The following is a 14633-nucleotide window of genomic DNA, read 5'->3' on the forward strand; positions in this document are numbered from 1 at the left end:
CACATAGAACAACGCAATGCGTATGCCCGACACTACGCTTCGATGCTGAAAGTTCCACTCGACTTTTCACCGGCGTCCAGGCGTGCCCACAGGAGTTCCGCCACGGCCCGGGCGGTCCGGGAGTGCCAGGTGGGCGTGGCATCGCCCTGCGCCCAGGCCAGGGACAGGCCGCACCAGGCGATGGTCCACTCGGCGAGTATCACCGGGTCGATGTCGGCCTGGCGGCTGATGGCGTGCAGCCGCGCAGCAAGGTTGTCGAGCGCGGCCGTCTCGGTGGGGTTGCAGAGGATGTTGGCAAAGTCGAAGCCGCGATGTCCGAGCAGGGCTTTCGGGTCGATGGCGGCCCAGCGATCGCCGAAGTCGAGCACATTGCCGTGATGGATGTCGCCGTGCAGCACAACGATCTCTGGGGCCGTCGTGCCGGACAGCAGGCGTTCGGCCAGTTCGGCCGTGCGTTGAAGGAGCGGATCGTCGGAGTTCGTTGCCAGCAGGTCGCGGAACCAGTCGCGGAGGGGAACAAGCTGCACATCGTCCCGGCTGGAGGGTGCCGGATGGTCGTGCAGTGCCAGGGTGGTGCGCACGAGGATGTCGGTAGCGGTCGCGTCCTGCCCGGAGGCGGCCAGCGCCGCCAGCTCTCGGGGGCCTGTGGCCCGCTCCATCAGTGTGGCGGCTTCATCACGCAGGAGAACGCGGGCGGCACCGCGGCCGCCCCACCACTGGAGCAGCGCCGCGCCGCGGACCTCCTCCTCGACCAGCGCGATCTTCAGCATCACCGGCAGCCCCTGACGCGTACCGGGCATCAGCTCACTCGACGGCGTCCTCCATCCCGGCCCGCTGGGTGTCACGCCCCACGCGGCCAGCCGTCGGCGCATCCGAATCGAGGGCTCCTCCACGGTCAGCCCCGACCGCCGAGTGCGGGCGACATCGTCACCATTTGCGCGCGCAGCGCTTCCACCACGGCCGCGATCACCGGCTGGCGTTGCGCCTCGGGCCGGAGCACCAGCCAATACGGCAGTTCCTCGGCGAACTCCGCCGGCAGCACCCGCACCAGGTCGTCGTGCCTGTCGGCCATGAAGCAGGGCAGCAGCCCGATGCCGCCGCCCACCCGGGTTGCCTCGATCTGCACGAACACATTCGTCGAACTCAGCGAGCCCCGCATGCTGGGCACTCGCCGGCGGGGCGCATCCAGATCGTCCACCTGCAACATCGAGTCGACGAAGTAGACCAGCGGATGCTCCACCAGCTCGGCCACGCCGGCCGGCGTGCCGTTCCGGGCCAGGTAGTCCCTCGACGCGTACATGCCCAGGGTGTAACGGCCGAGTTCGAACGCCTCGGCCCGGTGCGCCGTCGGCCGGCCGACCACAACCTCGATGTCCAGGCCCGAGCGGTGCTGAAGCGCCTGCCGGGTCACCGTGACGATTTCCACCCGGAGCAGCGGATGCGTCTGCTGCAACTCGGCCACCGCCGGGGCCGCGATGAAGGCGCTGAAGCCATCCGTCGCGCTCAGCCGCACCACCCCGGAGAGCTCCCGGCCGTCCGTCTGCCCGCCCAACAGGTCCAGGGCCGCTTCCACGTTCTCGGCCGCGCGCACCGCGCGGGTGCCGAGGTCGGTGAGCTCCCAGCCGCCCGCCGTGCGCGAGAGCACCCGGCCGGCCAGCGCCGTCTCCAGGGCCGCGATGCGCCGGGAGATTGTGGTGTGGTTGAGGCCGAGGGATTCGGCGGCGGTGGTGAAGCGGCCGGTCCTCGCGACGGCAAGCAGCACCAGCAGGTCGTCGGGATTGGCCGGGGTGGTGACACGAGAGTCGGTCATATCTGCAATTATGCACATCCGGAGTGTTGAAGTGGTCATTGCCGCAGCCGAACGGAGACGGAATACTCAGGGGAGCCGTCGCCGCCCCTGCGTGCGCCTGTCGAGTCCTTCCCCCATCCAGTGTCAATGCCGATACTCAAGGAGATCCCCATGAGCGCGAACTCGCGTGTCACCGCCGCCACGAGCGGCCCACCCTCCACCAGCGAAACCTCCGGCCTGAAGAAGGTCGTCGCCGCCTCCATGGTCGGCACCGTCGTCGAGTGGTACGAATTCTTCCTCTACGCCACGGCGGCGAGCCTGGTCTTCGCCACGGTCTTCTTCCCCAACGCGGGCAGCCAGCTCGACGGCATCATCGCCGCGTTCCTCACCTATGCGGTGGGCTTCATCGCCCGGCCGCTCGGCGGCATCGTCTTCGGCCAGATCGGCGACCGGCTCGGTCGCAAGCACACCCTGCAGCTCACCATCGTGCTGGTCGGTGTCGCGACCTTCCTGATGGGCTGCCTGCCCGGCTTCGACACCATCGGCTACTGGGCGCCCGCCCTGCTGGTGGCCCTGCGATTCATCCAGGGCTTCGCGGTCGGCGGGGAGTGGGGCGGCGCCGTGCTGCTCGTGGCCGAGCACAGCCCGAACCAGTCCCGCGGGTTCTGGTCCAGCTGGCCGCAGTCCGCCGTACCGGTGGGCAACCTGCTCGCCACGCTGGTGTTGCTGACCATGTCCTGGACCCTGCCCGCCGACCAGTTCCTCAGCTGGGGATGGCGCGTGGCGTTCTGGCTCTCCGCGATCATCGTCGTGGTCGGGTACTACATCCGCACCCACGTGAGCGAGGCGCCGATCTTCCTCGAGGCCCGCGCCCAGGTGGAGGCCGACAAGGCCGCCAACTACGGTGTGCTCGAGGTGGTGCGCAAGTACCCGAAGGGCATCCTGGGCGCCATGGGCCTGCGCTTCGCCGAGAACATCCTCTACTACATCATCGTGAGCTTCTCGATCGTCTACCTGGTCACGGTGTGGGAGTACAACACCAGCAGCCTGCTGCTGGCCCTGCTGATCGCCCACGTCGTGCACTTCCTGGTGATCCCGCAGGTCGGCCGGCTCTCCGACCGCGTCGGCCGCAAGCCCGTCTACTTCGCCGGCGCCGTCCTCGGCGCCACGTGGGCGTTCTTCGCCTTCCCGATGTTCGACACCCAGAACCCGGCGCTGATCGTGCTGGCCATCACCATCGGCCTGTGCTTCCACGCCCTGATGTACGCGGGCCAGCCCGCGATCATGGCCGAGATGTTCCCCACCCGGATGCGCTACTCCGGCGTCTCGCTCGGCTACCAGGTCACCTCGATCCTTGCCGGCTCGATGGCACCGATCATCGCCACGGCCCTGCTCAAGGAATACGACTCCTGGCTGCCGGTGGCCCTCTACGTGGCCGCGGCGTGCGCCGTCACACTGGTGGCAGTCGTGACCCTCAAGGAGACCCGCGGCATCTCCCTGCGCGAGGTCGACAAGGTGGATGCCGAGAAGCACGGTCTGACCCCCGTCGGCAGCCTCTGATGGTCAGCGACCTCTCCGGCCAGAGCGCCCTCATCACCGGCGGCGCCGGCGGCATCGGGGCCGCCTGCGCGGCGGCCCTGGCCGCCCAGGGCGCGCATGTGATCGTCGCCGACCGGGATGCCGAGGCCGCCGAGCGGGTGGCCGGCCAGGTCCGCGGCGAGGCCTGGGCCGTCGACCTGCTCGACACCGCGGCGCTCGAAACGCTGACATTATCCGCCGACATCCTGGTCAACAACGCCGGCTACCAGACCATCAACCCCATCGAGGCGTTCGACCCGGCGGAGTTCCGCCGGATGCAGACGCTCATGGTCGAGGTGCCGTTCCTGCTCATCCGCGCCGCCCTTCCGCACATGTACAAGAACGGGCACGGCCGCATCATCAACGTCTCTTCGGTGCACGGCCTGCGCGCCTCCGCGTTCAAGTCCGCATATGTCACCGCCAAGCACGGCCTCGAGGGTCTGTCCAAGGTGACCGCGCTCGAGGGCGGCGACCACGGGGTCACGAGCAATTGTGTCAACCCGGGCTATGTGCGCACGCCCCTGCTCGAGAGCCAGATCTCGGCGCAGGCCGCGGCGCACGGCATCCCCGCCGATGAGGTGATGCACGAGGTGATCCTGGCCAAGAACGCGATCAAACGCCTCGTCGAACCTGCCGAGGTCGCCGCCCTGGTGGCATTCCTCGCTTCCCGTGAGGCGGCCATGGTCACCGGCTCGTCGTATCTGATGGACGGCGGCTGGACCGCCTGAGCGATCCCGCCCATCCTGACCCACCGTGAACCAGAGGAGACTCCGATGACAACACTGCACCTCAGCGCCGCCGAGGCCCTGGCCGGCACCCTCACCGACGGCTGCGTGCTCGCGGTCGGCGGCTTCGGCCTCAGCGGCATCCCCGCCGACCTCATCGAGGCCGTGCGCGACTCCGGCGTGAGAGGCCTCACCGTGGTCTCGAACAACATGGGCGTCGACGGCCTGGGCCTCGGCCTCCTGCTCGAGGCCGGTCAGGTGCGCAAGGTCATCGCCTCCTACGTGGGCGAGAACAGGCTCTTCGCCGAGCAGTTCCTCGACGGCCGCCTCGAGGTGGAGTTCAGCCCGCAGGGCACCCTAGCCGAGCGGCTGCGGGCCGGCGGTTCAGGCATTCCCGCGTTCTACACCAAGACCGGGGTGGGCACCCAGGTGGCCGACGGCAAACCGCACGCCGACTTCGACGGTCAGCGCTACGTGCAGGAACGCGCGATCATCGCCGATGTGTCCCTGGTACGAGCGCACACCGCCGACACCGCCGGCAACCTCACCTACCGTCACACCGCCCGCAACTTCAACCCGGTGGTCGCCACGGCCGGCCGCCTCACCATCGCCGAGGCCGAGCACATCGTGGTGGCCGGCGAACTCGACCCCAACCGGGTGATCACCCCCGGTGTCTATGTGCAGCGCCTCGTGCCGGCCACGACCCGCGAGAAGCCGATCGAGCAGCGCACCGTGCGCCAGCGCGACACCGTCGACACCACTTTCAGCACCGAAGGAGCACTGCGATGAGCTGGACCCGCGACGAGATGGCCGCGATCGCGGCCGCCGAACTGGAGGACGGCGACTACGTCAACCTCGGCATCGGCATCCCCACCCTGGTGGCCAACAACCTGCCCACCGGCGTGCAGGTCACCCTGCAGAGTGAGAACGGGCTGCTGGGCATGGGCCCGTTCCCCTTCGACGGCGAGGAAGACGCCGACCTGATCAACGCCGGCAAGCAGACCGTCACGATCCTGCCGGGCGGGTCGGTGTTCGACTCGGCCACCTCGTTCGGCATGATCCGCGGCGGCCACGTCAAGGTGGCCATCCTCGGCGCCATGCAGGTCTCCGGCGCCGGCGACCTGGCCAACTGGACCATCCCGGGCAAGATGGTCAAGGGCATGGGCGGCGCGATGGACCTCGTCGCCGGCACCCCCCGCGTGGTGGTGCTCACCGAACACGTCGCCCGCGACGGCTCCGCCAAGATCGTCACCGAGTGCACCCTGCCGCTCACCGGGGTGGCCGTGGTCGACCGCATCATCTCCGACCTCGCCGTCTTCGACATCACGGATGCCGGCCTCCAGCTGGTCCGTCTCGCCCCCGGCGTCACCGTCGAGCAGCTGCGCGACTGCACTGAGGCCGCCTTCACGGTGGATGCCGCGGCGGAGGCGATCGCATGAGCCTCGCCACGCAGTTCGGCACCGACGTGCTGCTCACCGGCTGGGGGCACAGCCGGTTCGGCAAGCTCACCGATGACACCCTCGAGTCCCTCATCGTGCAGGTCACCCGGGAGGCCATCGCCGGCGCCGGCATCGACGCCGCCGAGATCGACGAGGTCTACCTGGGCCAGTTCAACTCCGCCCTGGTTCCGTTGGCGTTCCCGTCCTCGCTGGTGTTGCAGGCCGACCCGGTGCTGGCGAACGTGCCGGCCACCCGGGTCGAGAACGCCTGCGCGTCAGGCTCGGCCGCCCTCCAGCAGGGCGTGAAGTCACTGCTGGCCGGCACGGCCAAGACCGTCCTGGTGATCGGTGCCGAGAAGATGACCCATGCCTCGGCCGACCAGGTCGGCTCGGCGCTGCTCGGCGCGGACTACGACCTGGCCGGCACACCATCCAGCACCGGGTTCGCTGGCCTGTTCGCCGTCGTGGCCGACGCCTACGCCGAGCGGTACGGCGCGATCGGCGACGTTCTCGGCTCGATCGCGGCGAAGAACCACCGCAACGGCGTGGCCAACCCGTACGCACAGCTGCGCAAGGACCTCGGCGAGGAGTTCTGCCGCACCGTGTCGGAGAAGAACCCGATCGTGGCCGGGCAGCTGCGCCGCACCGACTGCTCGCCGGTCTCCGACGGCGCCGCAGCGGTGATCCTCAGCACGGATGCCCGCCGCGGCTCCGGCGCGGCCACCGACCCGGTGCGCCTGGCCGGCTTCGGCCAGGCCAACGACTTCCTGCCGGCCGCGCGCCGCGATCCCACGGCGTTCGCGGCCACCCGGGTCTCGTTCGAGCGGGCGCTCTCGATGGCCGGGGTAGGCCTTGACGACATCGACTTCGCCGAGCTGCACGACTGCTTCACCATCGCCGAGCTCGTGCTCTACGAGGCCATGGGCCTCACCATGCCAGGTCAGGGCCGCCGGGCCATCGACGAGGGCTGGGTGCGGCCGGACGGACGCCTGCCGGTGAACCTGTCCGGCGGCCTCAAGGCCAAGGGGCACCCGGTGGGCGCCACCGGGGTGTCGCAGCACGTCGTCTCGGCCATGCAGCTCACCGGCACCGCCGGCGACATGCAATTGCCCGCCGCCCGCCGCGCCCTGGTGCAGAACATGGGAGGCGTCGGCGTGGCCAACTACGTGAGCATCCTCGAGGCCGTCTAGCCGCCCTCTCATCAACTGTTCCCCAAGCGGACTTCTGCGCCCGGAACGCCGGGCGCAGAAGTCCGTTCTGGCAACAGGTGGAGTGGTGCAGGAATCTAGATCAGGCCGTGGCGGCGGAACGCGTTCCAGACCCCGTCGTCGAGCACGCTCGTGGTGACCTCGTCAGCGTGCGCCTTCACCGCATCCGTGGCGTTGCCCATGGCGATGCCCATGCCGCAGACCTGCAACATCTCGATGTCGTTGTTGCTGTCGCCGATTCCAATGGCGCTTGAAGCGTCGAGGCCGAGCTTGTCGAGCAACCGCAGCAGCGTCGAGCCCTTGTTGACCCCGCCGAGGGTGACTTCGCCGCTGCCCTTGCCCATGTGCGGGATGGTGCCGGTGATCACGTGGAAGTCGCCGCTGAGCGCCGCGCTGACCCGGTCGAACGCGGTGAGGTCGCCGGCCAGGAACACCGACTTCGCAATCCCGGTGAAGCTGAGTGGGCGCACGTCGGCGAAGGCCTTCAGTGCGGGGTGCTCGTCGGCGTCGGTCACCGACGCGAGGTCGGTGCGGGTTTCGCCCTTGCGCTCGCTGTCGTCGTCGAGGTACTTCGCGAAACGGTTCCGCACCCCGGGGCTCGGGTACAGCTCGTCAAAAGCCTGCAGGTAGAAGTCGTACCCGGACTCCTCGTAGAAGCCGACCATCCGCTCCACCGCCGCTTCGGGCATCGTGCGCTTGATGACCAGTTCGTTGCCGATCTCGGCGAAGCCGCCGCCGGCGCTGATGGCCCCGTCGAAGCCGATGTCCCGGATCCGGGGGTAGATCTCCACGCTCGCCCTGCCGGTGCTCAGGTAGACCAGGTGCCCGTTGGCCCTGGCGGTCTGCACCGCCTCGATGGTGGAATCGGCGATCACCTCGCCCGAGTCGATAAGGGTGCCGTCTACGTCGAGGAAGGCTATGCGGGGCGAAATCATGTGGAGCTCCAAACGAGGCGGTCTCCGGGCGAACTGCATCCCGGAGACCACCCAAGGGGTTTAAACGTCTACATCGACGCTAGCGGGTGAGGCTGGCGCCGTTCGACCTGATGACTTCGGCGTACCAGTGGAAGGACTTCTTCTTGTACCGGTCCAGGGTGCCGGAGCCGTCGTCGTTGCGGTCGACGTAGATGAATCCGTAGCGCTTGCTCAGCTGGGCGGTGCTGGCACTGACCAGGTCGATGCAGCCCCAGGACGTGTAGCCCATGACGTCGACGCCGTCGGTGATGGCCTCGCCGACCTGCACGAGGTGGTCGTTGAGGTAGTCGATGCGGTAGTCGTCGATGACCGTCTTCGTGCCGTCGATCTCCACAAGCTGGTCCTTGGCGCCGAGGCCGTTCTCCACGATGAAGAGCGGCTTCTGCCAGCGGTCCCAGAACTGGTTGAGCACGATGCGCAAGCCCACCGGGTCGATCTGCCAGCCCCACTCGGATTCCTTGAGGGTGGGGTTGCGCACTCCGCCCATGATGTTGCCCTTGCCGATGACGCGCTTGGACTCGTCGGCGGTCTCGGCCACGCTCATGTAGTAGCTGAAGGAGACGAAGTCGACGGTGTTCTCCTTCAGCAGCGCGCGGTCCTCGTCGGTGATGACGAGTTCGACGCCCTGGTCGCGCAGGCTCCGCAGGTAATAGCCCGGGTATTCACCGCGCACGTGGATGTCGCCGAAGGCGAGGTTGGTGCGCTCGGTGGTCATCGAGGCCATCACGTCGTCGGGGTCGGGCGACAGCGGGTAGGCCGGCATCGCCAGCACCATGCAACCGATCTGGGCGCTGGGGGCGAGTTCCCTGGCGGCCTTGGTGGCCAGGGCGCTGGCGACCAGTTCGTTGTGGATGGCCTGGTACAGGTCGGTCTTGGAGAGCTGGTCCTTGGGCGTGTTGATGCCGCCGGACATCAGCGGGGCGTGCAGCACCGAGTTGATCTCGTTGAAGGTGAGCCAGTACTTCACCCGGGCGCCATAGCGGGCGAACAGTACGCGGGCGTAGCGCTCGTAGAAACCGATCATGTCGCGGTTGACCCAGCCGTCGTAGGTGTCGGCGAGGTGCAGCGGGGTCTCGTAGTGCGAGATGGTGACGAGCGGTTCGATACCGTGCTTCTCGCACTCGTCGATCACCCGGTCATAGAAGGCGAGGCCCTCTTCGTTGGGGAGCGTCTCGTCGCCGAGCGGGAAGATCCGGCTCCAGGCGATGGAGAAGCGGAAGGTCTTGAAGCCCATCTCGGCGAACAGGGCGATGTCTTCGGCGTAGCGGTGGTAGAAGTCGATGGCCACCTGCTTGAGGTTGTCGTCGGTCGGGCCGTCCGCACGCGGCGTCGTGATGCCCTGGGGCATGACGTCCTGGATCGACAGGCCCTTACCGCCCTCGTTGTATGCGCCTTCGATCTGGTTCGCGGCCGTGGCACCGCCCCAGAGGAAGTCGGTGGGGAACGTTGTTGAATCGGTCATTCTTGTACTCCTTTTATTACGCAATGCAGATGTGCTGCAGTGCATGGGGTGGAGGAGCGGCCAGGCCGCTCCTCCACCGGGACGTGCTGGGTGTGCTGGTTAGGCGAGGGCCAGTTCTTCTTCGGCGATGGCGAGGAAGAGGGCGTCACCGTGGGCCACCGGGCCCGAGGCGGGCGAACCGATGGTCGGGTACTTCTTCGGGTTGGTGATGATGACCGGCGTGGTGATGTCATAGCCGGCCGCGGTGATCGCGGGGATGTCGAACTCCACCAGGAGGTCGCCGGCCTTGACCTGCTGGCCCTTTTCGACCTTGAGGGAGAAGTGCTTGCCGCCGAGCTTGACGGTGTCGATGCCGATGTGGATCAGCGCTTCTGCGCCGTCGGCGTGCTGCAGGCCGATCGCGTGCCCGGTGGGGAACGCGGCGACGACGAGGGCGTCGAACGGGGCGTACAGGGCGCCGACGCGGGGAATGATCGCGACTCCCTTGCCCAGGGCGCCGCCGGCGAAGACGGCATCCGGCACCTCGGTGAGCGGGACCGCGGTGCCGTCCAGCGGGCTGAGGACAGCAAGGTCGGTGCCGTCCACAGGGGCGGCGGTCTCGACGACCGGGTCCTTGAAGCCGACGATGACCGTGAGGAGGAACGGAACCAGGACGGCGACGGCCAGGCCGAGGAACAGCAGGACCAGGTTGCCTTGGCTGAGTAGTGCGGGCAGGGCAAGGCCCGAGGGGAGCACGAAGGCGTTGGCGGCGATGCCGCCGGCCGAGATCAGGCCACCACCGATGACACCGCCGATGACGCCGTACACGAACGGGCGCTTCAGCGGCAGGTTGACACCGTAGATGGCGGGTTCGGTGACCCCGGCGAGAAACCCGGACAGCGCGGCTGGGGCGGCGAGGGATTTGAGGTTCTTGTCTTTGGTGCGTACCCAGACGCCGGTGACGGCGGCGGCCTGCGCCAGTACGGCGGCGAACAGCGGGGCGACGAGGTAGATCAGGCCGCCGGTCTGGAGTTCTGCGGTCATCAGCGGGACGAAGCCCCAGTGCAGGCCGAAGATCACGAAGACCTGCCAGAGGCCGCCCATGATGGCGCCACCGAGCCACGGCACGACGTCGAAGATCCAGCCGATGCCGCCGGCGAGCCCGCTGCTGATCAGGTTGGAGAGCGGTCCGATGGCCAGGAAGGTCAGCGGCACGAGGATCAAAACGAGAAGCATCGGTGTGACGAAGCGGCGGATCGCGGAGGGCAGCTTGGCGTAGAGAACCCGCTCGGCGTGGCTCTGCATCCAGACGATGACGATGATCGGGATGACGCTCGAGACGTAGCTCACCATGGTGACCGGAATGCCGAAGAAGGTGATGTCCGGTACGCCGTTCAGCGCAACGATTGACGGGTAGACGAACGCGCCCGCGATGGCGAGGGAGGTGAACTGATCGGCCTTGAAGTACTTCGCGGCGGTGATCGCGAGTGCGAGCGGCAGGAAGTTGATGAACGCGTCGGAGAGCGCGTTGAGGATCACGTAGGTGGTCGTGGTGTTGTCCAGCCAACCGAAGGTGACCGCCGCGGCGAGGAACGCCTTGAGCAGGCCGGTTCCGGCCAGGGCCCAGAGCAGCGGGGTGAAAATCGCCGAGATCATCGCGATAAAGCGGTTGAGCAGGTTGCCCTTGGGTCCGTCAGAGGCGGCCTTCTCGTTGGCGGACGGGCCAGCGAGCGTGGAGATCTTGGCGATCTCGGCGAAGACCTCTGGCACCTCGTTGCCGATGACGACCTGGTACTGGCCGCCGGCCTCGGCCGTGGCGATGACGCCGGGGGCGGCCTTGACGGCGGCCTTGTTGACCTTGGCGTCATCCTTGATGACAAAACGCAGCCGGGTCGCGCAGTGCACGAGCGAGGAGACGTTTTCCTCGCCGCCCACGGCTGTGAGAACCGCAGCAGCGGTTTTGGAGTAATCCATCGTTCTGATTCACCTTCCGCCGCGACATCGCGGCTTCTCCTTCTCAGGTCATCGATCCGGATTTTGGGCAAAAAAAAGACCTGAACCCGTCGCCGCTCAATGGCGGTTCGAGTTCAGGTTTTGCCTGCTTGCGCAGTAACAATCCGGAAAGTTACCACAGGGCGTCTTCGCCCTGCGTCGCTCACGCTATCACATCAACGGGGCGATTCACGATCGACGACCTGGTTGGCCAGACGCTCGACGTGCACGATCACATAGAGCAGTTCTTCATCGGTCAGGTCGGAGCCGGTGGCTTCGCTGACGTACAGCTTGACGTCGGCGGCGATGGCGTACGACCGCGGGTAGCTGTGTTTGGCGAACTCGAAGAACGACGTGTCCGAGCCGCGCAACATCGACTGCGCCACGAGCCGTTGCAGGAGGAACTGCACGTGCAGGATGAACCGCGCGTAGTCGGGGCTGGCCGCATCCAGCTGCACACCCAGGCCCCGCTCGACCGTCGTGACCACGTGCTGTACCCGCCGGAAGAGCAGCGCCGCGGTGCCGTTGGGCTCATCCCGGGTCGCGTTCAGAATATGCATCGTGAGGAATACGGCTTCTTCCTCGGGCAGTTCGGTCTGCAGACTGGCGCTGACCGATCGGGCCATGGCCGTCGCCGCATCGAATTCCTGCGGGTGCAGCACCCGCAGTTCGGGCATCGCCGCGCCCGGGATGCGGATGCCCTTCTGCATCCGCTCCAGTACGTATTGCACGTGGTCGATGATGGCCAGCGGCAGGCGCCGGCCGAGGCTGCGACCCAGGGTCCGTTCGGCCTCGTCGACCGCGGAGGTGACGGCCTCGATGACCGGGTACGGCACGGAGGCGAGCAGCTGCCTGGCGTGGTCGGCTCCGCTGCCCTGCTCCAGGATGAAGGTCTTCTCCACCTTGGCGGGGTCGATGCTGTCGGTGGGCTGCAGCTGGAAGCCCAGCCCCCGCCCCATCAGGACCCGCTCCTGACCGCTCGAATCGACGGAGATCACGACGTTGTTGTTGAGCACCTTGTGCGCCACCACCGCGGGGGTGGGCGCCGCCGTGCGCGCTGCGGGGGTGCGCGCCACGCTGCGGTCCGTCGTCATGGCGGAAGTTTACAGCTTGGGATTTCCGGGGCCATGTCCTAGGTCCCGTCGGCGCCGCGCGCAACTGCTTCCGGTGCGGCCAAAAGGTCGCGGTGTGCCGGGCGCAACCGTCCGCTTCGGCACCAGTTATGCCAGCCGCTTTCAGCCGGCGACGTCGTGCAGGTGGTGGGTAGGGTCGTGGATGAAGTACTGGGCCAGCGTGGTCACGGTAAACCTTGCGCCGTCGCTGCGCCGGCCCGTGCGCTGCCGGTCGGCGGGCGGCACCGCGGCGAACGCGTCGGCGACGGATGCCGCGGCCGCAGCCAGCTCGGCCGCCACGGCCTGCGGGTCCTGCTCGTTGTAGCGCTCGGCCACGGCCGTGGCGTCCTGGTCCCAGTTCGCGAACAGCGGGTCGTCCTCGCCGAGGATCAGGCCGAGCCGGGTGTTGAAGATGCGGAACACATCGCGCACGTGGGCCGCGTACTCCAGCGCCGACCAGGTCGCGTCGTCGGGCCGCACCGCCGCATCCGGTCGGGCCAGCACCGGCGCCCAGGCGGCCGCGTTCGCCCGCACGAGGGCGGGAACGTCGTCGTAGTCAAGGTCGGCTGCGGAGAATCCGCACTCGGTGCAGGGGCGCTCGAGCACCCAGGTCCAGTCTTTGGTGTCGGGGGTGATCGGCATTCCCCCAGCGTAAAGAGGTCTCTGAGGGCGGTGGGCGGTGGCGACTGCCAATCCTCGGCGATCTGCTGCCAACCCAGGCCGGCCACAACTGTTCCCCGTGCGGACCTGTGCGTCCGGTGCGCCGGACGTAAATGTCCGATTCGGGAACATATCCGGCGCATTCTGGTTGAAGCATGGGTACCTCGTACCGGGGTCGCACTCGTGCCCGTTTCGTTAGGACCCCGTTGACAGACTCCACCGTCGCCACCAGCGCCGCCCCCAGCCCCGCCCCGGTCGTTCCCGGCAACGCCCCGGATGCCGCCGGCACCAAGCTCGTCATCTCGCTGCTGCTGGTGTCCGCGTTCGTTGTGATCCTCAACGAGACCATCATGGGTGTGGCACTGCCGCACCTGATGAAGGACCTGAACATCACCGCCGGCGCCGCCCAGTGGCTGACCACCGCGTTCATGCTCACCATGGCCGTCGTGATCCCGATCACCGGTTTCCTGCTGCAGCGGTTCAACACCCGCCCGGTCTTCCTGGCCGCGATGACCCTGTTCAGCACCGGCACGTTCATCGCCGCGATCGCGCCGGGCTTCGAGGTTCTGATCGTGGGCCGGGTGGTGCAGGCCATGGGCACGGCCATCATGATGCCGCTGCTGATGACCACCGTGATGACCCTCGTCGCGCCCGCCGCCCGAGGCAAGACCATGGGCAACATCTCCATCGTGATCTCGGTCGCCCCGGCGATCGGCCCCACCATCTCCGGCCTGATCCTCAGCGTGCTCGATTGGCGCTGGATGTTCATCTTGGTGCTGCCGATCGCCCTCGGCTCCCTCACGCTCGGCGCCGCGCGCATCAAGAACGTCACCCAGCCCTCCAAGGTGCCCCTCGACGTCGTCTCGGTGATCCTCTCCGCGTTCGGTTTCGGCGGCCTGGTCTACGGCCTGAGCAACCTCGGCGAATCCGCCACAGGCAGCGCCGCGGCCGGCCTGGTCCCGCTGGGTATCGGCGCCCTGGCGATCGCCCTGTTCGTCTGGCGCCAGGTCGCCCTGCAGCGCACCGACCGGGCCCTGCTGGACCTGCGCACCTTCACCTCGCGCACCTTCACCTTCGCCATCATCATGCTCGCCGTGAGCATGATGGCCCTGTTCGGCACGCTGATCCTGCTGCCCATCTACATGCAGACGGTGTTGGGCCTGGATGCGCTCACCACCGGCCTGCTGCTGCTGCCCGGTGGCCTCACGATGGGCCTGCTCTCCCCGTTCGTCGGCCGCTTCTTCGACAGGTTCGGCCCGACCGTCCTGCTCGTTCCCGGGTCGATCATCGTCAGTGGTGCGTTCTGGTTCCTCACCATGCTCACCGCGACGACCCCGGTCTGGTGGGTGCTTGTGGCCCACGTGGCCTTGAGCTTCGGGCTGGCGTTCCTGTTCACCCCGCTGTTCACGTCGGCGCTCGGCTCCCTCAAGCCCACGCTGTACTCGCACGGCAGCGCTATTGTCGGCACCGCCCAGCAGCTGGCCGGCGCGGCGGGCACGGCGCTGTTCATCACGGTGATGTCCGGGGCCGCGGCCACGCAGATCGCCAACGGCGCCGGCGAGGTCGCCGCCACCGCGGCGGGCACCCAGAGCGCGTTCCTCTACGGCGCGATCATCTCGCTCTTCGCGATTCCACTGGCCTTCTTCATCCGCCGGCCGGCCGTGTCGGTCACCGGCACACACGACGCACCGGCAATGGCGCACTGAGCGCGAACT

13 protein-coding genes are annotated in these 14633 nt (G+C 67.9%); 6 read left to right on the forward strand and 7 right to left on the reverse strand.

What is annotated here, in order from left to right:
- Positions 1–32: 32 nt before the first annotated feature.
- Positions 33–872 carry an aminoglycoside phosphotransferase family protein gene (locus E3T61_RS19250; protein ID WP_134642464.1) on the reverse strand — a complete coding sequence of 280 codons (840 nt, stop codon included), beginning with the start codon at positions 870–872 and terminating at the stop codon, positions 33–35.
- Positions 873–895: 23 nt separating this feature from the next.
- Entirely contained in the window at positions 896–1810 is a 915-nt protein-coding gene (locus E3T61_RS19255; RefSeq protein ID WP_241992695.1) for a LysR family transcriptional regulator, read from the reverse strand.
- Positions 1811–1960: 150 nt separating this feature from the next.
- Between E3T61_RS19255 and E3T61_RS19260 the strand changes: the two genes are divergently transcribed.
- From E3T61_RS19260 to E3T61_RS19280, 5 genes are read left to right on the forward strand one after another with little or no spacing between them, the layout of a single operon-like run.
- Positions 1961–3349: an MFS transporter gene (locus E3T61_RS19260; RefSeq protein WP_134642466.1), complete on the forward strand. Its 1389-nt coding sequence runs from the start codon at positions 1961–1963 to the stop codon at positions 3347–3349.
- Positions 3349–4095 carry a 3-hydroxybutyrate dehydrogenase gene (locus E3T61_RS19265; protein ID WP_166793316.1) on the forward strand — a complete coding sequence of 249 codons (747 nt, stop codon included), beginning with the start codon at positions 3349–3351 and terminating at the stop codon, positions 4093–4095. Before E3T61_RS19260 ends, E3T61_RS19265 begins: the two co-directional genes overlap by 1 nt.
- 45 nt (positions 4096–4140) lie before the next feature.
- A complete protein-coding gene (locus E3T61_RS19270; RefSeq protein ID WP_134642467.1) occupies positions 4141–4881 on the forward strand; it encodes a CoA transferase subunit A in 741 nt (246 codons plus the stop codon).
- A complete protein-coding gene (locus E3T61_RS19275; RefSeq protein ID WP_134642468.1) occupies positions 4878–5531 on the forward strand; it encodes a 3-oxoacid CoA-transferase subunit B in 654 nt (217 codons plus the stop codon). The genes E3T61_RS19270 and E3T61_RS19275 overlap by 4 nt, the downstream gene beginning before the upstream one ends.
- Positions 5528–6721 (forward strand): acetyl-CoA acetyltransferase, encoded by a 1194-nt coding sequence (locus E3T61_RS19280; protein WP_134642469.1) that lies wholly within the window; start codon positions 5528–5530, stop codon positions 6719–6721. The genes E3T61_RS19275 and E3T61_RS19280 overlap by 4 nt, the downstream gene beginning before the upstream one ends.
- A gap of 95 nt (positions 6722–6816) precedes the next feature.
- On the opposite strand, the gene E3T61_RS19285 is transcribed toward E3T61_RS19280, so the two are convergent.
- The 5 genes from E3T61_RS19285 to E3T61_RS19305 all read right to left on the reverse strand — a co-directional run bounded on the left by E3T61_RS19285 (position 6817) and on the right by E3T61_RS19305 (position 12900).
- The gene (locus E3T61_RS19285; protein ID WP_166793317.1) at positions 6817–7674 is read right to left on the reverse strand and encodes a Cof-type HAD-IIB family hydrolase; all 858 of its coding nucleotides are present in this window, start codon (positions 7672–7674) and stop codon (positions 6817–6819) included.
- Positions 7675–7753: 79 nt separating this feature from the next.
- Complete coding sequence (locus E3T61_RS19290) at positions 7754–9175, reverse strand: glycoside hydrolase family 1 protein (protein WP_134642471.1); 1422 nt, start codon at positions 9173–9175, stop codon at positions 7754–7756.
- A 99-nt stretch (positions 9176–9274) separates the two neighbouring features.
- On the reverse strand, positions 9275–11128 hold the full coding sequence (locus tag E3T61_RS19295) for a beta-glucoside-specific PTS transporter subunit IIABC (RefSeq protein ID WP_134642472.1): 1854 nt from the start codon (positions 11126–11128) through the stop codon (positions 9275–9277).
- A 194-nt stretch (positions 11129–11322) separates the two neighbouring features.
- Complete coding sequence (locus E3T61_RS19300) at positions 11323–12240, reverse strand: PRD domain-containing protein (RefSeq protein ID WP_134642473.1); 918 nt, start codon at positions 12238–12240, stop codon at positions 11323–11325.
- A gap of 141 nt (positions 12241–12381) precedes the next feature.
- Positions 12382–12900, reverse strand: a complete 519-nt coding sequence (locus E3T61_RS19305; protein WP_134642474.1) for a DinB family protein — start codon at positions 12898–12900, stop codon at positions 12382–12384.
- 173 nt (positions 12901–13073) lie between these two features.
- Between E3T61_RS19305 and E3T61_RS19310 the strand changes: the two genes are divergently transcribed.
- Positions 13074–14624 (forward strand): MDR family MFS transporter, encoded by a 1551-nt coding sequence (locus tag E3T61_RS19310; RefSeq protein ID WP_134642475.1) that lies wholly within the window; start codon positions 13074–13076, stop codon positions 14622–14624.
- Positions 14625–14633 lie beyond the last annotated feature (9 nt).

Source organism: Cryobacterium lactosi, from assembly GCF_004403945.1.
GTDB lineage: Bacteria > Actinomycetota > Actinomycetes > Actinomycetales > Microbacteriaceae > Cryobacterium > Cryobacterium lactosi.